Origin of the sequence: Arthrobacter dokdonellae (assembly GCF_003268655.1) — a bacterium.
GTDB classification, from domain to species: Bacteria; Actinomycetota; Actinomycetes; order Actinomycetales; family Micrococcaceae; genus Specibacter; species Specibacter dokdonellae.
Genome location: NZ_CP029642.1, coordinates 963,158 through 983,823, shown reverse-complemented (window position 1 = coordinate 983,823; position 20,666 = coordinate 963,158). Strand labels below are relative to the sequence as shown.

Below are 20,666 nucleotides of genomic sequence, written 5' to 3'. Positions count from 1 at the left end.
TGATGGCCAAAAGAGTGGCGGGAGGCCACGCCGCGCGGAAGGATGCAGATGGCAAGCAGACCCAGGCAGGACAACGGGCAGGTCCAGGGGGCTGCGGCGTCGCTGTTGAATGGCCTTGCCGTCCTGGAGGCCTTTTCCGTTCAAAATCCGGTTCTTGGTGTGACTGAGGTGGCTCAGCGCGTCGGCCTGCACAAGAGCACGGTCTCACGCATTCTTGGCGGCCTGGCGGAAGCTGGATATGTCCAGCGGGATGAGGAGACGGGACGGTATCGGCTCGGGCTGGCCCTCATTGCGTTGTCCGGCCCTTTGCTGGCGGACCTGGATGTCCGCCGTGCTGCGGTTCCGTATTTGGAGGAGTTGACCGAAAGCACCCTGGAGACCAGTGCAATCTCTGTGTGGAATGGTCATGAGGCCATCGTCGTGGAGCAGGTTGCCAGCCCCTATCAGGTCAAACACACTGCCACCATCGGAACCCGGTACAACAAATTCGAGAGTTCCTCGGTGCGGGTCTTCCTGGCGGAGCTGGCGCCTGCCCTCGCCGCCGGACTGATCGAATCCGGGCGGATACTACGCACCGCCGGAGACGGGTTGCCGCTGGACCACACGGCCCACCTGCAGGAAGTCGCCCGTCAGGCATACGCCGTCAATGACGGGTCGACTGCCGAGGAGGAGTTTGGTGTCTCCGCTCCGGTCAGGGATTACCGAGGCAAGGTGGTTGGCTGCGTCACCGCGTCCGCCCCGCGTTCCCGCGTGCACAAGCGCGCCACCGGGGACAGTCTGGTTCAAGCCGTCCAACATGCTGCCGCGGAAATATCGATTCGCCTGGGCTGGTCGGCCCCGAGCTGAGCCACGGGAAGGAATCAAACCTGACCGTCCCCGCCTCGGCACCGAATCGCCCCGGTAAAGCGTACGCAACTTCCCCGCCCCGCCGGTTCACTCACCGCCTGGCCGTGGAAGCGCCGACCGTGTTGCCAACCGGCCGTGCTGGAACCTCCAGGTTCTCCGGAACTGCGCAGTTCCGGAGAACGGCCGCCTGGCCGAGCCAAGTCTTCCGCGCCCTCGGTCCCTACGAGGCCGTGGCCACGACGATCGGCACGCTTTCGGTCCTGCGCCGGCAGGCCGCCAAGGAAAGCGGTCGCAGCCGTGCCCGACCCGCTACGGGCTCTTGTGTGGGAATTCGTTTTGCCTTGGCTGCTGTAGGAAATGGCGGGGGCTGCCTTTCTGGGTAGCCATGTTGCTTTCCTGGGGAGCCCTGGGGGCGGTCAGTGCACTGGCGTGGATTCCCCCGACCGGCTGCCCAGCCGTGCCGACACGCGTTCAGCGGCCTGGAGCACGGCGTCGCGCAGGGTGGACTGGCTCTGCTGGTGCTGTACTCGGGCCCGGGGCGCGCTGGCCGTGATGCAGCCAACGACGGCGCCCCGGTAGTCCCGTACGGGTGCGGAGACACCATACTCCTCGTAGGTGGTCTCGCCGTCATTGACGGCGAATCCGTCGTCCCGCACTCCGGCCAGCTGTCGGTGGACAGGGTCCTCGGGTCCTTGGTAGCCCTCTTGCAGCACAGTCCGGCCGGCCAGAAGGCGGTCGGTCTCCTCGGGTGGCAGTTCGGCGAGGAACACGCGGACCGAGGAACTCGCGAACTTGTTGTACCGGGTTCCAATCGCCGCACTGTGCTTGACCTGGTGTGGGCTGGCCACCTGTTCCACCACGATCGCGTTGGTGCCGTTCCAGACGGCGATCGCGGCCGTCTCAGCGGTGGCTTCGGTGAGTTCTTCCAGGTGGGGCAGGGCGGCGCGGCGGACGCCGAGTTCGGCGAGCAGCGGTCCGGCCAGGCCGATCATCCCGAGTCCGAGCCGGTACCGTCCGGTGTCGTCGTCGCGCTGGACGTATCCGGCTTCGTCCAGGCCGGTGAGCATCCGGGAGACCGTGCTTTTGTGCAGGCCGACGAGTTCGGAGATCTCCGTGACGCCGAGAAGGGATCGCTTGGCGACCGAGAACGCTTCGAGGACCGTTAGACCGTTGAGCAGCGATGCTGCCGCCCCTTGCGGTTTGTCAGTGTTGGTTTGTGGGTCCAGCATCAGTTTTTCCTCTCCAGGCGCTAGTGCAGTCAACCGTAACAGTCATCGTACGATGCTCATTCCGCCTCCGGCCGGAGGGCGGCCCACCGCCGGCTTAGGGCACGCCTCGGCGGCCTCGCGGAGGATTGAGAGGGGAGGCTCCTTGTCCGGGCCCATGAAATGTCCGACAAGGGTTGGCTGCGCCCCTACCTACTTGCCGTATTCGGCTTGGACATAAATCGGGTGCTGCAAAAAAGACCCATCAGCTATTGCATGTTGCTTCGTCGGAAACTAAAGTGCTCAGTAAGCAACAATGTGATCCATGGCACATTGACTTGCGGTCTAACCCCAGCGGACTCCATCCAGGGGTTGGCCTCCTGGCCGATCGGCCCTTGCAGGCTTTCCCTTCAATCCAGTCCTGAGCCTCACTTCTGAAAGGACCCCATTATGAAGCGCATCGGAGTAGACGTCGGCGGCACCTTCACCGACCTGTATTTTTCGGACGACGCACAGCGCATCGCCGTTGTTGAGAAGGTTCCGTCCACCCCGCACGACCCGTCCGAAGGTGTCATCCACGGCATCAATAAGCTCTGTGAGAAGGCAGGTGTCTCGCTGGCGGAGATCGACCAGCTGGTGCACGGGACGACGGTGGCCACGAACACCGCGCTGACGCACACCGGTGCGGAAGTCGGGATGATCACTACCGAAGGTTTCCGGGACATCCTCCACATCGCCCGGCATAAGAAGCCACACAACTTCTCACTGCAGCAGGAGCTTCCCTGGCAGACCAAGCCCCTGATCAAGCGCCGTCACCGGCTCACGGTCAAGGAGCGCATCACCGCGCCGAACGGCGACGTCCTGGTTCCCCTGGACGAGGACGAGGTCCGTGAGCGCGTTCTCGAGTTGAAGGCGGCCGGAGTCGAGGCCATTGCCGTGTGCCTGTTGCATTCGTACCTGAACCCCGCCCATGAGCAGCGGATCGGGCAGATCGTCTCGGAGGAATTCCCCGAGGCCTACCTTTCCCTGTCCAGCGAGATTGTGCCTCTCTACCGCGAATATGAGCGGTTCTCCACCACCGCGCTGAATGCCTATGTCGGGCCGCGGGTCTCTCGCTACCTCCACCGCCTGCAGGAGCAGGCCGAAGGCCTGGGGTACAAGCGGGAGATCCTGCTGATGCAGTCATCCGGCGGCATGGTCCCGATCAAGGAGGCTGCCAAGCGGCCCGTCACACTGATGATGTCCGGACCGGTCGGCGGCCTGATCGGCGGCATGTGGGCCGGCCGCCAGTCCGGCTTTGAAAATGTCGTCACGCTGGACATCGGCGGTACGTCGGCTGACATCGGTGTCGCCTACCAGGGTGAACTGCGCATGCGTCACCTGCTGGACACCAAGATCGGCGATCACCAGGCCATGGTCCCCATGGTCGACATCGACACCATCGGCGCCGGCGGCGGCTCCATCGCTTACGTCGACGCCGGCGGCGTCTTCCGCGTCGGTCCGCAGTCCGCAGGCGCCGTTCCGGGCCCGGTCTGCTACGGCCGCGGAGGGACGGAGCCCACATCGACCGACGCGCAGGTGCTCCTGGGCCGCATGCGGCCCGACCGCGTCTTGGCCGGCTCAGGCATGGACATGGACCTCGAGGGCGCCCGAAAGGCGATGGAAGGCCTGGCAGAAAAGCTGAACATGTCGGTGGACCAGGCAGCCCTCGGCGCCTTGCAGATCCAGAAGTTCGGCATGACCCAGGCGATCGAGCAGAACTCCGTTCGCCGCGGCTACGACCCGCGCGACTTCACCCTAGTCGCTGCCGGCGGTGCCGGCGCACTGTTTGCCTGCGAGATCGCCGCGGAGCTGGAAGTCCCCAAGGTGCTGATCCCGGCCCATCCCGGCATCATCGCCGCCACCGGTCTGCTGGCCACCGACGAAAAGTACGAGTTCGTCGCCACCCGGCGGTTCACGTTCGCCAACGCCGATCCGGCCGCCATCCAGGCCTCCTACGAACAGCTGGAGCGCGAGGCCACCGCCCAACTCGATGCCGAGGAGGTGCCGGCCGAACGGCGCAAACTCGACTGGCTCGCGGACGCGCGTTACGAAGGCCAGGGGTACGAGATCCGCTTCGATGCCCCCGCCGGACCGGTCAACCAGGCCTGGCTGGAAAAGGCCGAGGCGGCCTTCCACGATGCCCACTTCGAGGAGTACGGCCACCGCTTCAAGAACGGCACCGTGGAAGTCATCAACATCCGGGTGGAGGCCAGCGCGGTGATGGACGAGCTGCCCACGCCGGAAGCGACGAAGTCCGGTTCCCTCAAAGAAGCCCTGGTGGAAACCCGCCCGGTGACCTTCGAACAGGATGGCAAACCGGTCACCCTGGACACCGGCTTCTATGACCGCGACAGGATGGGCGTGGGAATCACGTTCTCAGGCCCCGCCGTGATCGAGCAGTACGACTCCACGACCGTCATTCCCCCCGGATTCTCCGGAACGGTGGACCCGGCCGGCAACCTGGTCATCGACTGCCCGGCCGCCACCCAGAGCGCCGAGAAGCTGGCCACCCCGATCCTGATGCGCGTGATCGGCGGCGCCCTGAACTCCGCAGCCAAGGAAATGGCCTCGGTGCTGTTCCGCATGGCCTACTCCTCGATCATCCGCGAGTCCGAGGACCTCGGCGCAGGATTGTTCGACAAGGACGGCAATGTGCTGGCCGAGTCCGACTCCACGCCAATGTTCATGGGCTCCATGCCCAAGATCGTCAAGGGCGTGATCTCCGTCCTCGGCGACGACATCCACGACGGGGACGTCATCCTGCACAACGATCCGTATCTGGGCGCCACGCACTCTCCCGACGTGGCGATCATCGAACCGATCTTCCACGACGGGGAACTCGTCGGCTTCGCCGGCGCGTCAGGCCAGTTGATCGACAACGGCGGTGCGTACTCCGGGCTGATGGTGGACATCCAGGACATCCAGTCCGAAGGCACCATCTTCCGGGCGGTGAAGGTTTACGAGAAGGGCGTCCGCCAGGAATCGCTGATCCGGCATATCCTCAACAACACCCGGACACCCACCTCCAACGAAGGCGACTTCCAGGCGATGATCGCCGCCTGCGAGTTGGCCAAGTCCCGCTACACCGCCCTCATTGAGCGCTATGGTTTCGGCGCCGTGCGCGACGCCGGCCAGAGTTGGATCGACTACTCCGAGCGGATGCTGCGCCAGGAGATCGCCAAGATCCCGGACGGCGTCTATGAGACGGAGGTCGGCTACCTGGACGACGACGGCCGTAACTACGGCAAGAAGCTGCCAATCGTCGTGAAGGTGATCGTCGAGGGCGACGAAATCACATACGACCTCACCGGGTCCTCCGAACAGGTGCCGACCGCCTACAACTGTGCCTTCGAGGGCACGACGGTCTCCGCGTTCACGTTCATCACCCGGATGATGTTCCTGGACGAGGTCGCCTTCCCGGTGTTCGTGCCCCAGAACGAGGGCATGCTCAAGCCGTTGAAGGTGATCGCCCCGGAGGGCACGATCTTCAACCCGAAGTACCCGGCCGCGACCTTCTCTCGCTTCTCGCAGGTGCAGCGGGCCGTCGACCTGGCCCTGCGGGCCCTGGCCCCCGTCATCCCCGAGCGGGTCACAGCCGGCAACTCCGCCCACATCCACTTTATTTCCTACTCCGGATGGGATGAGAAGCAGGGCGAGTACTGGGTCTACCTCGAGGTCAACGAGGGCTCCTATGGCGGCCGCGCCACCAGCGACGGGCCGGACTCCGTGGACAACCTCATCGCCAACACCCGCAACAACCCGATCGAGGAGCTCGAATGGCGGTTCCCGATGCGCACCGACCGCTACGAGCTGCGTTCCGAGCCGGCGGCTGCCGGCGAGTTCAGGGGCGGCATCGGCATCGTCCGGGAGAACACGTTCCTGACCGACACCGCGATTACCTGCGAGGGTGAACGCCACGAGTCGGACGTGCCGTGGGGCGCCTTCGGCGGCCATGAAGGCCTCAACGGCTCGCTCGTGAAAAACGTCGGGCGGGAGGGCGAGGAGTCCTGGCCGTCCAAGGTCACCGGACGTCAGCTGCGGGCAGGCGACTCCCTCCAGATCACCGTGCCCAGCGGGGGCGGCTTCGGCGACCCTCACAAGCGGGACCCGCTGAAGGTCTTGGAAGACGTGTTGGACGGCTTTACGACCGCCGAGGCGGCCGCCCGGGACTACGGCGTGGTCCTCACGGAGGTCAGGGGCAAGCTCACCGTCGACCCCGACGCCACCGCGGAACGCCGCGATGTTTTGGTCGCCGCGCTCAGCACCACGAGCTGATCCAGCAGCAGTGAAGGGGAGGTCTGGAGGCCGGCTGGCAACTCCGGCCTCCAGACCTCCCCTTCGTTCCGCACCCACCTCATCGCCCACCTAGCCCCGTGAATTAGGAACCGTCATGTCCACAGTCCCAAGCTTCAAATTCGTCGAGTCTGATGTCATGCCCAAAGACGTCCGGCTGGCCACCTGGATTTGCTTCTTCGCCTGGACCTTCGCCGTCTATGACTTCGTCCTGTTCGGCAACCTCCTGCCGAAGCTGGCCGCAGACCTCGGCTTGAACACTGCCCAATCCACGGGTATCAATACGTGGGTGACCGCCGGCACTGCACTCGTGGCCTTCGCGATCGGCCCGATCGTCGACCGGATCGGCCGCCGCAAAGGCATCCTGATTGCCGTCGCCGGTGCCGCCGTCGCCTCCTTGCTGACCGCCACTGTCGGCTGGGTTGTGGGCATCGCCGCCGGCCTGGGACTTGTCTTTCTCATCCTCGTGCGGTCACTGGCCGGCCTCGGCTACGCCGAGCAAGCCATCAACGCTGCCTACCTCAGCGAAATGTTCGCCCACAGCCACAGCGATCCCGCCAGGGCCCGCCGCCGCGGCCTGATCTACTCGCTCGTCCAATCCGGCTGGCCGGTCGGCTCCGTGCTGGCTGCCGGCTCCGTCTACCTGCTGTTCCCCATCGGCGGGTGGGCGCTCTGCTTCGCCGTGGCCGCAATCCCCGCCGTCTTCATCATCATCGCCGGACGTTGGCTCAAGGAGAGCCCCCAATTCGGCCACCGCCACCAAATTGACAAGATGATGAAGGACGGCCGGGTGGAGGAGGCGCGGCAGCTCGGGAACAAATACGGAATCGACGTCTCGGAGAAGGCAAGCCCGCTCGTCTCGGTCTTCCGGGGGGAATCGCTGAGGTCCACCCTGACGATCGGCGGGGCCTTTCTCCTGAACTGGCTGGGCGTCCTCGCATTCTCGATCCTCGGCACGTCGCTGCTTTCGGCACCGGACGGAAAGGACGTGCCATTCAGCAACGCGCTGCTGATCCTTATCATCTCCAATGCGACCGCCTTCGCCGGCTACCTGTTCCACGGCTGGTTGGGCGACCGGATCGGCCGGCGTAACGCGATCGGTATCGGCTGGATCCTGTGTGCCGTCTCTTTCTTCAGCATGCTCCAGGCACCGAACGGGAACTTCCCTCTCATCATCGGCCTGTACAGCGCCGGGCTGTTCTTCCTCATCGGCCCCTTCTCCGCCCTGCTGTTCTTCACCGGCGAGAGCTTCCCGGTCCACACCCGGGCAACGGGCAGCTCCATCATCAACTCCTCAGGCCAAGTCGGGGCGATCATCGGCGGACTGTTGATCACCGCCACACTGGCCGCCGGCGGCAGCTGGATCAACGTCGGCCTCTGGTGGGGCGTCATCCCCATCCTCGCCTCCGGACTGCTCATCTTCGCCGCCCGGAACGTCGACCCCAGCAAGGTCCGCAAGGACTGACCATCCAGAAATCCCGCACCCCGGACGCCATCCGCCCGGCGAGAACTCCTGACCACGGAGAGCTCTCGCCGGGCGGATGGCATTCAATCCCTGAGCGCACTGGACCCTGGTCCGCTGGCACCCGGCCCCCAAGAGGCCCCAAGAGGCCCCCGGGCGCCTATGAAGTCCAGCCGGCCGGCGGCGACATTTCCTCGCCTGCCGCCCGGAAGGCCGCCGAGCCGTCATCGGCAGGGTCCTTCATGAGGCAATGGAGCCGCGACGACCCGCGTGCCCGCGCCGCAACTGGGACTCGGCGCGACTTGTGCCGCTGAGCTGGCCTGGACGACACACGCGTGGGCTGCGCCGTTAGCGCTCCCAGAAGTTCGGCGGCTCCGCGGCGTCAAACTCCTCAAAGCTGCCGATGAAGGCCGGGTCGCTGTCCTGGACCTCGCGGCGCCGGCCGTGCCGGAGCACGTAGAGCCTGTTGGCGGCGAAGGCCAGGGCCGCCGCGGCCAGGATGTGCAGCGCCCCGCCCCACACATCGGCGTGGATGAAGAGGGCCAAAAGGCCCGTCAGCGCCACTCCGCCGCCGGTCGTCACCAGCAATCGCAACCGCTCGAAAACGCCGTATGTGACCACCGAGCCGCCGAGCACCAGCCACGGCCCGCAGCCGTGAAGGAACGGAATCATGGCAAACAGCAGCACGCCGGCCAGTGTGCCGCCTGCCAGATAGAGGTAGTCCTTGCGCGGCGCCAGCCACCACGACGGGTTCCGCCACAGCCAGAACGCCACGACGACTGCGGCCGGCAGGATGCCGACGGCGAACACTCCGGGGACGGCCCCGTTTCCCGCCCGGACCATCATGCTCGCGGCTCCGCCGGCAAGAAACAGGACCGACAAACAAAGAAGGGGAACCCAGTTGTTGCCCACATGCCGTGTCTGCACCGCGCCTTGCCTTCCCACCGGACCCACAAACTCCCTTCAGGACGCCGGTCCGGGCACCCGCACACGCCGTGGAACAGCAAGGGCAACCGTTGCCACTCCTACCGCTAGATTACAGCTCCGCCATGACACTTTTAGGCCCAATTCAAGGCCCTGCATGAATCGTTATCCTCTCGCATCAATGTCACTACCGTGGGGCATGATGGACCCGTGAGAACAAATTCCGCCCGCGGGGCCATGGACCTGTTCGCGGCGCCCACCCGCGAATGGTTTCTGGGTGCCTTCGGAGCACCCACCCCGGCCCAGTCCGGTGCGTGGGAAGCCATTGCCGGCGGCGCCCACTCGCTGGTGGTTGCCCCCACGGGTTCGGGCAAGACCCTGGCCGCGTTCCTGTGGGCCCTGGACGGGCTGGCCGCCCGGAACGGCAGCGCCGCCCGGAACGGCACCGCGAAGGAGACCACGCAGGTCCTTTACATCTCCCCGCTGAAGGCCCTGGGCGTGGACGTGGAACGCAACCTTCGGGCGCCTCTGATCGGCATTGCGCAGACCGCCAAGAGGCTCGGCGTGGAGGCGCCGCATGCCAGCGTGGGCGTGCGCTCGGGCGACACCCCGGCCAACGAGCGCCGGCGGCTGCTCAGCCACCCGCCGGACATCCTGATCACCACCCCGGAGTCCCTGTTCCTCATGCTCACCTCCAAGGCCCGGGAGACGCTGGCCGGCGTGCACACCGTCATCATCGACGAGGTCCACGCCGTGGCAGGCACCAAGCGCGGGGCCCACCTGGCGCTGTCCCTCGAACGCCTCGACGACCTCCTGGAGCGGCCCGCGCAGCGGATCGGGCTGTCCGCCACCGTGGAGCCGCGCGAGACGGTGGCCCGCTTCCTCGGGGGCAGCGCGCCGGTGACCATTGTGGCCCCGCCTTCGATGAAGAACTGGAACCTGACGCTCACCGTGCCGGTGGAGGACATGACGGAGCTGCCGGCGCTGGCCTCCGCCCACGACCTCGGACCTGCCTCCGGCCTGCAGCCCAACGCCTCCATCTGGCCGCACGTGGAAGAGAAGATCGTCGACCACGTGCTGGCGAACAAGTCCACCATCGTCTTCGCCAACTCCCGACGGCTCGCCGAACGGCTCACCGGCCGGCTGAACGAGATCTACAGCGAGCGCCTGGAACTGGCCGCGTCCGACGCCGTTGCCCCCGACACGGAACCGTGGCGGACCGCGCCGTCCCCGGCCGGTCCGGGCACCCGCGTGCCGCCGGACACCGGGGCAACCGGTCCGGCGTCGTACCAAGCGCAGCCGCCGCCCCAGCCGCCCCAGCCGGCCAGGCTCCCGGCCGAAATGATGGCCCAGGCCGGCTCCACGGCAGGCGCGCCCACCGTGCTGGCGAAGGCCCACCACGGCTCGGTGTCCAAGGAGCAGCGCGCACTGATCGAAGACGACCTCAAGTCCGGGCGGCTCCGCTGCGTGGTGGCGACGTCGAGCCTGGAGCTGGGCATCGACATGGGTGCCGTGGACCTGGTCATCCAGGTGGAATCGCCGCCGTCGGTGGCCAGCGGGCTGCAGCGGGTGGGGCGCGCCGGCCACCAGGTGGGCGAAATTTCGCAGGGCATCCTGTTTCCGAAGCACCGCGCGGACCTGCTGCATTCGGCCGTGACGGTGGAGCGCATGCTGGCGGGCCGTATTGAACCGCTCTTTGTGCCGGCCAATCCGCTGGACATCCTGGCGCAGCAGACCGTGGCCGCCACCGCGCTGGGCGCCATCGACGTGGACGAGTGGTTCGACACGGTCCGGCGCAGCGCCCCGTTCTCCGCGCTCCCGCGCTCCGCCTACGACGCCACCCTGGACCTGCTGGCCGGGCGCTACCCGTCCGACGAATTCGCCGAACTGCGCCCGCGCATCGTCTGGGACCGGGTGGGCGGGACCATCACGGGGCGGCCCGGCGCGCAGCGGCTGGCGGTGACCTCCGGCGGGACCATCCCGGACCGGGGGCTCTTCGGCGTGTTCATTATCGGCTCCGACGGGGACGGTGCTTCGACGGGCCCAACCACCGGCAAGACCGCCAAGGGCGGGCGGCGCGTGGGCGAACTCGACGAGGAGATGGTCTACGAATCCCGCGTGGGCGACGTCTTTGCGCTCGGCGCCACCAGCTGGAAGATCGAGGACATCACCTTCGACCGCGTGCTGGTCTCCCCGGCGTTCGGACAGCCGGGCAAACTGCCGTTCTGGAAGGGCGACTCCCTGGGCCGGCCCGTGGAACTGGGCCGGGCGCTGGGCGCGTTCATCCGCGAGGTCAGCGCCGCACCGCGCGGGGAGGCGTTGGCACGGTGCCGGGCCACCGGCCTGGATGCGTGGGCCGCGAACAACCTGCTGGGCTATTTGAACGAGCAAAAGGCGGCCACATTCCAGGTCCCCGACGACCGGACGCTCATGGTCGAGCGCTTCCACGACGAGCTCGGTGACTGGCGTGTGGTCCTGCACAGCCCCTTCGGCATGCCCGTCCACGCGCCCTGGGCGCTGGCCGTGGCCGCCCGGCTGCACGAACGCTACGGACTGGACGGCTCCGCCATGGCGTCCGACGACGGCATTGTGCTCCGCGTGCCCCTCATGGACGACGAACCTCCCGGGGCCGAGCTGTTCCTCTTTGAGCCCGACGAACTGGACGGCATCGTCACGGCGGAGGTGGGTGGTTCCGCCCTGTTTGCCAGCCGCTTCCGGGAATGCGCCGCCCGCGCCCTGCTCCTGCCCCGGCAGAATCCGGGCAAGCGGTCCCCGCTGTGGCAGCAGCGCCAGCGCTCCGCCCAGCTGCTGGACGTCGCCAGGAAATACCCGCAGTTCCCGATCGTGCTGGAAACCGTCCGCGAATGCCTGCAGGACGTCTACGACCTTCCCGCGCTGAAGGACATCGCTGCGTCCATCGAGCGGCGTGAACTGCGGATCGTGGAAACCACGACGGCGCAGCCCTCCCCCTTCGCCCGGTCCCTGCTGTTCGGCTACGTTGCCTCCTTCCTGTACGAAGGCGACTCCCCGCTGGCCGAGCGCCGCGCCGCCGCGCTGTCCCTGGACCCGGCCCTGCTGGACGAGCTGCTGGGCCGGGCGGAACTGCGCGAACTGCTGGACCCGAAGGTCATCGCCGCCACCGAGGCGGAACTCCAGCGGCTCCCGGGCGACGGCCGGGACACGGACCGGCGGGCCCGCGGGCTGGAGGGCGTCGCGGACCTGCTGCGGCTGCTCGGCCCGCTGACCGTCGATGAGGTTGCGTTGCGGCTGGTTCCCGGCGCGGACGCCGGGGCCGCGGGGCACCTGGCCGACCTCGTGGCCGCCAACCGGGCACTGCGGGTCAACATGGCCGGCGAGGAACGCTTTGCCGCCATCGAAGACTCCGCCCGGCTTCGCGACGCGCTGGGCATCCCGCTGCCCATGGGCGTGCCGCTCGCGTTCATTGAGCCCGTGGCCGACCCCCTCGGCGACCTGCTGGGCCGGCATGCCCGCACACACGGTCCGTTCACCGCCGCGGAAGTGGCGGCACGGCTGGGGCTGGGCGTCGCCGTCGTCCATTCAGGGCTGGCACGGCTGGCGGCCGACAAGCGTGTCACCGAGGGCGAGTTTTTGCCCAACCGTGCCGAGACCGGCGTTCCGGAGTGGTGCGGCGTCGAGGTGCTGCGGCGGCTGCGCCGGCGGTCCCTGGCCGCCCTGCGCGCGGAGGTGGAACCGGTGGATCCGGCCACGTTTGGGCGCTTCCTGCCGGCCTGGCAGCACGTCTCCGAGGCCTCCGGAGCGCCCGCGCTGCGCGGCCTGGACGGCCTGCTGACGGTGGTGGACCAGCTGGCGGGCGTGCCGATTCCGGCGTCGGCGTGGGAGCCGCTGGTGCTGTCGCAGCGCGTGGCCGACTACCGCCCGGCCATGCTGGACGAGCTCACGGCCACCGGCGAGGTGCTGCTCTCCGGCACCGGCGCCCTGGGTGGCAGCGACGGCTGGCTGAGCCTGCACCTGGCCGAATCCGCCGAACTCACGCTGAACCGGCCGGCCGACTTTGCCGAAACCGGGCTGGCCGCCCGCGTGCTTTCCGGCCTGTCCGGAGGAGGCGCCTACTTCTTCCACCAGCTGCGTGAAATGTCGGCCGGCGGCCCGGACGATGTTCCCGGCGACGACGAACTCACCGCGGCCCTGTGGGAACTGTTTTGGGCCGGCCTGATCAGCAACGACACCTTCGCCCCCGTGCGCGCGCTGCTGGCTGGCGGCCATTCGGCGCACCGGCAGCGCCCGGCGCCTTCGCGCCTCCGGCCTGCCCGGGCGGGGCGCTATGGGCGGCTGCCGGGCAGGGCAGCGTTGGCGCAGCGCGGCGCGCCGCCGCTGGGCGCGGGGCGGTGGAGCCTGCTCCCGGCGCAGGGGCCAGCCGGCGCGGAAGGGAAACCGGACGCCGCCCAAAACACGCTGCGCAGCCATGCCCTGGCCGAGCTGTTTCTGGACCGGTACGGGGTGGTGACGCGCGGTTCCGTCATGGCCGCCGGGCTGCCCGGCGGGTTCGGCCTGATGTACAAGGTCCTGGCCCGCCTGGAGGAGACAGGCAGGTGCCGGCGCGGGTATTTCATCGAACATCTGGGGGCGGCGCAGTTCGCGGTTCCCGCCACGGTGGACCGGTTGCGCGCGTTTAGCGAGGATGCCGCCGCCGGCCCGCGGCCGCCCCGGGCCCTGGCGCTTGCCGCCACGGACCCCGCCAATCCTTACGGCGCCGCGCTGGCGTGGCCGCCACTGGAGTCGGGGCACCGCCCGGGCCGGAAGGCCGGCGCGCTGGTGGTGATGGTCGACGGCGCCCTGGTCCTGTATGTGGAGCGCGGCGGCAAGACGCTGTTGTGCTTCAGCGGGCACGAAGCCTCCGTGGCGCTCGCTGCCCGCGCCTTGGTGCAGGTCGTCAAGCGTGGGGGCGCGGACAAGCTGGCGATGGAGAAGGTCAACGGGGCCGGGATCCTGGACACGCCGCTGGCTGCCGCCCTGCTCGACGCCGGCGCCTACAGTTCGCCGTCCGGGGTGCGGATCCGTGCCTGAAGCCGCCGTCGAGCCGGCCCACGCGGGCGAACGCACACGCCCACGTGCCGTGGAGATGAAGCTGCCGCACGCCGTCGAGGTTCGAGATAATCCCCACACCCTCCCACCACTCGCAAGCTCGCGGCGGGTCCCTCGGGCGCGTGGGCCCATCTCAGGATGTCGTGATCTCCAGCGGGGCGGGGCGTGGTTATCTCCAACCTCAACGAAGGAGGGCGGGCGTGCCTGAGGGCGACAGCGTCTGGCGGCAGGCCCGCGACCTCAACGCGGCCCTCGGCGGCCAGGTCCTGTCCGGGTGCGACTTCCGTGTGCCGTCGCTGGCCACCGTGGACTTCACCGGCCGCACGGTGCAGTCGGTCACCTCCCGCGGCAAGCACCTCATGATGCTGCTGCCCGGTCCGTCACCGGACCAGCCCGATGCCGTGATCCATTCGCACCTGGCCATGGAGGGCCACTGGGACATATACGTCTCCGGGAATACGGCCGGGGCGCGCCACGGCACGGCACCCAAATGGCGCCGCCCGGCGCACACGGCGAGGGCCGTTCTCTCCACCGCCCGGGCGGTGGCCGTCGGGTTCTCACTGGCCACGCTGGAAGTCCTCTCGGTGGCGGAGGCGGAAACCGCCGTCGCACATCTGGGACCGGACCTGCTGGGGCCGGACTGGGACGCGGAGGAGGCCTTGCGGAGGCTGCGTTCAGCTCCGCAGCGACCCGTCGGCCTGGCGCTTTTGGACCAGCGGAACCTGGCCGGGATCGGCAACATCTACCGCAACGAGCTCTGCTTTTTGGGCGGCGTGCACCCGGGGACCCCCGTGGCGGCCGCGACCGGGATGCCGCGGATCGTGGACCTGGCCAAACGGCTGCTGGAGGCCAACAAGGACCGGTTCCGCAGCACTACCGGCGGGCCCGCGCGGGGCGACGCCGCGGTGTGGGTGTATGGGCTGGCGGGGAAGCCGTGCAAGAGGTGCGGCTCCTTGATCCGGCACGCGAAACAGGGCGACCCCGAGTTTCCCTTGCGGGCCCCGCGGGACATTTACTGGTGTCCGCGCTGCCAGCCTGTGGAACGCTGAGGTCACCCGTCCGGCTGGGCGGCCGGATCCGGGAGCTGCGTCGAGGTCCGCGCGGCGGCCGCGGGATCACGCAGGAAGGCCGACAGCACGAGGGCCACGGCAGGCAGGGCTATCAACACCACGAGCGCAAAGTGCAGGGTTGACCTGTCCGCGAGCGTGCCCAGCACCGGGTTGAACAGGCCTCCCACGGTGACGGCAAGGCCCACCGTGACACCGCTGGCCGTGCCGACCCGGTTGGGAAGGTAATTCTGCCCCAGGATGACAAAGACGCTGAACGGCACAAACACGCCCAGCCCGGTCAGCGCCACAAAGACGAAGGCGACATGCCATTCCGGAGCCAGGACCAGGCCCACCATGGCGGGGATGCAGAAGGCAAAGCCATAGCGGATGGAAATGAGCGGCCCGAACCGGTCCGCCAGCCAGCCGCCCAGCAGCGTCCCCACTGCGCCCGAGGCCAGGAACACCGTCAGGGCGGCCCCGCCCACAACTTCGGAGGCGCCCAGCCCGTGGATGAAATAGAGGGCAAGGAAGGAGCTCAGCCCGAAAAAGACGATGGAACGCACCACGACGACGGACGTGAGCTTGAGGAATTCCGGCCAGTTGTCACGGCCCGAGGGCATGCTGGACGGATGCGGCGCGTCCGCGGGCCCGTCGAGCACCGGGCGGAGCCATTTCACCAGGATCGACGCCATGACGAGCGCGGGCAGAACCAGGAGGGCGGTGCCGCGCAGTCCCAGCCACAGCAGGACCGGCGTCGCCAGGAGCGTCCCGAGCGCGAAGCCCACGTTGCCGCCCAGGGCGAAGACGCTCATGCCGCGGTTGCTGTCCCCGGACGCGCGCCGCGCCGCGCTGGCTGCCGAGGGGTGGAATGCCGCGATGCCGATGCCGGAGATGGCGACCATCACCCAGGTCACTGCATAGCCGGGGAACCATCCGGCGGCCCCGACGCCGAGCGCCGCCAAGGTCATTCCGGCCGGTACGAGCCAGCGCCGGGGCTTGCGGTCGCTCCACACGCCGAAGGCAGGCTGGACCACGGAGGACAGCATGGTGGCCGCCAGCGTCAGCCCCGCCACCGCCGCGTAGCTGTAGTGGCGTTCGGAGACGAAGAAGGGCAGCATGGCCGGGACCGCGCCCTGATAGAGGTCGTCGACCATGTGGGCCGAGGACATCATGGCAACACCGCGCCGGTTCACTTTTGCACCCCCTCGTCAGGTCCATCGGCCGTGACATAGCCGCAGAGGCGGCACCGGCCGTCACGATCGACTTTACCCCGGCCCGGGCAGGCACCGGGCGGGCGTGCGTGCCCCGGGCGGCCGTGGTCCGGGCGTTCAGGAACGCTGGGTACCCTTGAAGGGTGATGAAATCCCCCCTTCCCGTCCGCAACGGGGTCAATGCGACGCGCATGCGGATGCCGGAGGACGGCCCGTGGGCCACCGCGATGGAGTACGTGCTGGACAAGTTCAACCACGTCGACCCGGCGGGCATTGTGGACCGTTTTGTCCGCGGCGAGGTCAAGGCCCTCGGCGGCGAGGTGGTCACCCCGCAGACCCCGTTGCACGAGCACGTGTTCATTTGGTACTACCGCGAGCTGCCCGTGGAGAAGCGGCTGCCCGTGGAACTGTCCATCCTGCACCAGGACGAGAACCTGGTGGTGGTGGACAAGCCCCATTTCCTGCCCACCACGCCCGGCGGCATGTACGTGCAGGAATCGGCCCTTGTCCGCCTGCGCGTGCTGCTGGACCTGCCGGACCTGGTGCCGATCCACCGCCTGGACCGCATGACGGCCGGCGTCCTGCTGTTTTCGGCCAATCCGGAAACCCGCGGCACGTACCAGCTGCTCTTTGAAAAGCGGCGCATCCAGAAGACGTACCGGGCCGTGGCGCCCGTCCGCCCCGGGCTGGATTTTCCGCTGGTGGTGCGCAGCCGCATGGTCAAGTCCCGCACATATCTGCTGGCCGAGGAAGTGCCCGGGGAACCCAACGCGGAAACCAGGATCGAGCTGATGGACACGCGGATGGACGCCGCAACCGGCCGGCAGCTGGGCCTCTACGACCTCCAGCCGCGCACCGGCAAGACCCACCAGCTGCGCGTCCACCTGGCTTCCGCGGGCATCGGCATCCTCAACGACCCGTTCTATCCCGTGCTCGAAGAACAGGCGCCGGACGACTACAGCAAACCGCTGCAGCTGCTGGCGCACAGCATTTCCTTTACCGACCCGCTCACGGGGCTGCCGGCCCGGTACTCCTCCAAGCTGCGCCTCGCCGCGTTCCCGGCCCACAACTGACCCGCAGTAGATGTCGAAAAACGTCGCGAAATCGCGTTTTTTCGACATCTACTGCGGGCCAGTTGGCGAATTTCGGGAGGGTTTGCGCGGACGTCCGTCCCGTCCAACTTCTGCCACACGGAACCGGGCTGGCTCAGAGCGGGAGCCATTTTCCTGCCGAACGGCGGAAGGTGCGCAGGGCGCCTGTCAGTGCCACGGAGCCCAGGCCGTGCTGCAGGGAGGCCGCGGTGTCCCGCGCCAGGTGGTTTTCGGCGTCGTACTCGCTGCCCTCCACCATGAAACGTACCGTGATGCGCGGAACCCCGGCCACGACGTCGAGCTGGTTGGCCTCCACCACGTGCCGGGAGGCCACCACGGCCACGGCCGTGTCCATGACCTCCTCCGGGGCGTGCCCGGGGCGCAGGCCGGTGATCTGGATGGTGGCGCGGAAGGAAGGCATTGGCCCAGCCTAGCGGCGCTTGTCGTGATCCATGGTCACGACCAACGCGCCGGAGGGGCTGGTTTGCTCGTAGGCTGCGTCAGGGAGACCGGAGGCCGCCCGCGGCCGAGGATCGGAAAGCAGCCGAGGGCATGCCTGCCTTTCCGGCGAACCTTCGCCTATCCGGTGTTCCGCAGGCCGGCGGCGACGCCGTTAATGGTGATGAGCATGGCCCGCTGGAGGCGCTCGTCCACCTCGGCCTTGGCGATTCCGGCCTCGCGGACGCGGCGCAGCAGTTCCACCTGAAGGTAGGAGATGGGGTCCAGGTACTGGTCGCGCACGTTCAGGGAGCGCTTGAGCAGCGGCTGCTTGTCCAGGAGCTCGGCCTCGCCCGTGAGCCGCTGGATTTCCGCCACGGTGAGGTCGTACTCCGCGCGGATGGTGGCAAACAGGTGCGTCAGGGACTCCGGCACCAGGGTGCGTACGTAATGCGCGGCGATGTCCATGTCCGTCTTGGCCAGGGTCATTTCCACGTTGGAGATGGTGGAGGAGAAGAAGCGCCAGTGCGCCAGCATTTCCGCCAGCTCGGCTTCGCGGCCGGCCTCGCGGGCCGCCTTGAGGCCGGAGCCCACGCCGAACCACCCGGGCACGATCTGCCGGGACTGGGTCCAGCCGAACACCCACGGGATGGCGCGCAGCCCGCCCAGCCCGGAGCCGGAGTCGGGCCGCTTGGATGGGCGGGAGCCGATGTTCAGGCTGCCCAGCTGTTCCACCGGGGTGGAGGCCAGGAAGTAGGCGGGCAGGTCGGCGTCGTCAATCAAGGCGCGGTAGCTGGCAAAGGCGGCGCCGGAGACAATTTCCATGACCTCGCCGAAGCGGACCAGGTCGTCCTCGGTGTGGCGGGGGGCCTGGTGCAGCGCGGAGCCCTGCATGACGGCGGCCAGCGAAAGCTCCAGGTTCTCGCGGGCCAGCTCGGGAAGCGAGTACTTGTCGGAGATGACCTCCCCCTGCTCGGTGAACTTGATGGCGCCTTCAAGCACGCCGTTGGGCTGGGCCAGGATGGCGTCATAGGTGGGACCGCCGCCGCGGCCCACGGATCCGCCGCGCCCGTGGAACATGCGCACGTTGACTCCGTGCTTGACCGCCACGTCGCGCAGCTTCCGCTGGGTCTTGTGGATCTCCCACTGACTGGTCATGACGCCGGATTCCTTGTTGGAGTCCGAATATCCGAGCATGATTTCCTGGACATTGCCGCGCAGTCGCACCAGCTCCCGGTAGGTGGGGTCGGAGAGCAGCTGGTCCACAATTTCACCAGACGCGCGCAGTTCCTCCACAGTCTCCAGCAGCGGCGCGAACCCGATCTTCGCATACCTGTTGTCCCCCGTGACCTGGACCAGGCCTGCCTCGCGTGCCAGCACGGCCGGGGCCAGGACGTCGTCGGCGCCGCGGGTCATCGAGATGATGTAGGTTTCGACGACGTCCGGCCCGTACGTGCGCAGCGCCCGGCGCACCACGCGGAAGACGTCGTACGTGCCATCCGCCGCGCCGTCGAGCTTGATGGGGTGGCCGGAGAGCGGGCGGTGGCTGGCCAGCTCCCGGCTAAGGACCTGCAGGCGCCCGGCCCGGTCCAGTTCCGCGTAGGGGCCGGGCAGTTCGCCCACCCGGTCCAGCAACTGCCCAACGGCGTCGTGGTGGTGGTCCGCGTGCTCCCGGATGTCCAGGGTGGCCAGGTGCAGGCCGAAGGAGGCGACGGCGCGGCGGACCGCGGCCAGGGCGCCGTCCGCCACCAGCGCGGCCGAGTTGTTGCGCAGGGAGGTCTCCAGCAGGGCCAGGTCCGCCAGGAGTTCGGCGGTGTTCGCGTAGTCGCGGCCGGGCTCGTGGTGGGCGTCCGCGGCGATGCGCCGCCGGGTGTTCAGCAGCTTGGCCTTGATGCAGGTGAGCTTGAGCCGGTACGGCTCCTCGGCGTTGAGCTCAAGCACGCGGGGGTCGATCCCCGGCAAATTGGCCAGGTCCACCGTGATGGACTCCAGAAGTTCCGCATCCGCGCCATAGAGGGAACTGGAGTTGGAGAGGACGCTCAGCAGCTCGTCGATCATCGCGACGCTGATCTTCACGGCGTTCGCGTTTTGCAGGACCAGCACGTCGCGGGTCACGTCCGGGGTCACGTTGGGGTTGCCGTCCCGGTCCCCGCCAATCCAGGAGCCGAAGCGCAGCGGCGCGGCGTCCTCGGGCAGCGTCACCCCATGTGCCCCGAGGAGGCCGCTGAGTTCGGTCAGGACCTCCGGCATGGCGTCCGTGAGGATGTTGTTCAGGTAGTAGATGGCGTTGCGGGCCTCGTCCATCGGCGTGGGGCGGACCTTGCGGAGCTCGTCCGTCTGCCACATCTGGTCGATGATCTCCGCGAGCTTGCGGTCCTGCCGGCTGCGCGCGCTGCTGCCTTCCGCGGACGGCGTGGCCAGGATGTCGGAGAGCTTGCGCACCTTGTCCAGGACCGAACGGCGTGAGGCCTCGGTGGGGTGGGCGGTGAATATGGGGCGGACGTCCAGTTCGTCGACCACCTTTTGCAGCGCCTCGGCACCGGCCTTCTCCGCGATATCGGCAACGGTCCTGGCCAGCCAGCCGTCCTCTTCGGCCCGCGCGCGCAGGCTGCGGACCCGGTGGACCTGCTCGGCGGCATTGGCCAGGTGGAAGTAAAACGCAAAGGCGCGCACAAGGTCGGTTGCCTGCTCGAGGGGCAGGGAGGCGAGGACCTCGCGGACCTGCTCGGCGACGTCGTTCGCGCTCCACGGGCCGGTCCCCGTCTCCCCGCGCGCGGCCTCCTTGGACTCCTTGGTCAGCAGCCGGACCTGCTCCACCATGGCCAGCAGTTCCGGGCCGTGCTGGCGGACCAGGGACTCGCCGAGCAGGGTGCTGACGCGGCGGACGTCGCGGCGCAGGTCCGTGTCCCCGGCAGGATCCTGGGTGTTTTCCAGCAGGGTGGCGGGCAGTTCAGAGCTCATGAGTCAGCGTCCTTACGGTCTGTGATTCTGGAGTGCTCGTATGCGGCGTTGAATACGGTGGGGCCCAAGCTGGGGCCTTT

The 20,666-nt window shown here is 68.2% G+C and carries 11 protein-coding genes; 6 read left to right on the top strand and 5 right to left on the bottom strand.

Going from position 1 to position 20,666, the window contains the following annotated elements; genetic code table 11:
- Positions 1 to 48 precede the first annotated feature (48 nt).
- The gene (locus DMB86_RS04470) at positions 49 to 846 is read left to right on the top strand and encodes an IclR family transcriptional regulator (protein ID WP_227878595.1); all 798 of its coding nucleotides are present in this window, start codon (positions 49 to 51) and stop codon (positions 844 to 846) included.
- A gap of 416 nt (positions 847 to 1,262) precedes the next feature.
- Here the strand turns inward: DMB86_RS04470 and DMB86_RS04465 are convergent, their stop codons facing one another.
- Entirely contained in the window at positions 1,263 to 2,075 is an 813-nt protein-coding gene (locus DMB86_RS04465; RefSeq protein WP_113716730.1) for an IclR family transcriptional regulator, read from the bottom strand.
- A 426-nt stretch (positions 2,076 to 2,501) separates the two neighbouring features.
- Here DMB86_RS04465 and DMB86_RS04460 point away from each other — a divergent pair, with 426 nt between their 5' ends.
- Positions 2,502 to 6,368, top strand: coding sequence for a hydantoinase B/oxoprolinase family protein (locus DMB86_RS04460; RefSeq protein ID WP_113716729.1), 3,867 nt, complete (start codon positions 2,502 to 2,504; stop codon positions 6,366 to 6,368).
- A 115-nt stretch (positions 6,369 to 6,483) separates the two neighbouring features.
- On the top strand, positions 6,484 to 7,851 hold the full coding sequence (locus DMB86_RS04455) for an MFS transporter (RefSeq protein ID WP_113716728.1): 1,368 nt from the start codon (positions 6,484 to 6,486) through the stop codon (positions 7,849 to 7,851).
- Positions 7,852 to 8,196: 345 nt separating this feature from the next.
- Here DMB86_RS04455 and DMB86_RS04450 read toward each other — a convergent pair whose 3' ends face one another.
- Entirely contained in the window at positions 8,197 to 8,775 is a 579-nt protein-coding gene (locus tag DMB86_RS04450; RefSeq protein WP_129545462.1) for a hypothetical protein, read from the bottom strand.
- Between the two features lie 234 nt (positions 8,776 to 9,009).
- On the opposite strand from DMB86_RS04450, the gene DMB86_RS04445 reads away from it, so the two are divergent.
- Positions 9,010 to 13,818, top strand: coding sequence for an Lhr family helicase (locus DMB86_RS04445; protein WP_113716726.1), 4,809 nt, complete (start codon positions 9,010 to 9,012; stop codon positions 13,816 to 13,818).
- A gap of 218 nt (positions 13,819 to 14,036) precedes the next feature.
- Complete coding sequence (locus DMB86_RS04440) at positions 14,037 to 14,885, top strand: DNA-formamidopyrimidine glycosylase family protein (RefSeq protein WP_113716725.1); 849 nt, start codon at positions 14,037 to 14,039, stop codon at positions 14,883 to 14,885.
- A 2-nt stretch (positions 14,886 to 14,887) separates the two neighbouring features.
- On the opposite strand, the gene DMB86_RS04435 is transcribed toward DMB86_RS04440, so the two are convergent.
- Positions 14,888 to 16,078 (bottom strand): MFS transporter, encoded by a 1,191-nt coding sequence (locus tag DMB86_RS04435; protein WP_227878594.1) that lies wholly within the window; start codon positions 16,076 to 16,078, stop codon positions 14,888 to 14,890.
- Between the two features lie 164 nt (positions 16,079 to 16,242).
- On the opposite strand from DMB86_RS04435, the gene DMB86_RS04430 reads away from it, so the two are divergent.
- Entirely contained in the window at positions 16,243 to 17,169 is a 927-nt protein-coding gene (locus tag DMB86_RS04430) for a pseudouridine synthase (RefSeq protein ID WP_113716724.1), read from the top strand.
- A 133-nt stretch (positions 17,170 to 17,302) separates the two neighbouring features.
- Here DMB86_RS04430 and DMB86_RS04425 read toward each other — a convergent pair whose 3' ends face one another.
- The gene (locus tag DMB86_RS04425; RefSeq protein ID WP_113716723.1) at positions 17,303 to 17,608 is read right to left on the bottom strand and encodes a hypothetical protein; all 306 of its coding nucleotides are present in this window, start codon (positions 17,606 to 17,608) and stop codon (positions 17,303 to 17,305) included.
- Positions 17,609 to 17,766: 158 nt separating this feature from the next.
- Positions 17,767 to 20,586: a phosphoenolpyruvate carboxylase gene (gene ppc / locus DMB86_RS04420; RefSeq protein WP_113716722.1), complete on the bottom strand. Its 2,820-nt coding sequence runs from the start codon at positions 20,584 to 20,586 to the stop codon at positions 17,767 to 17,769.
- Between the last annotated feature and the right edge of the window lie 80 nt (positions 20,587 to 20,666).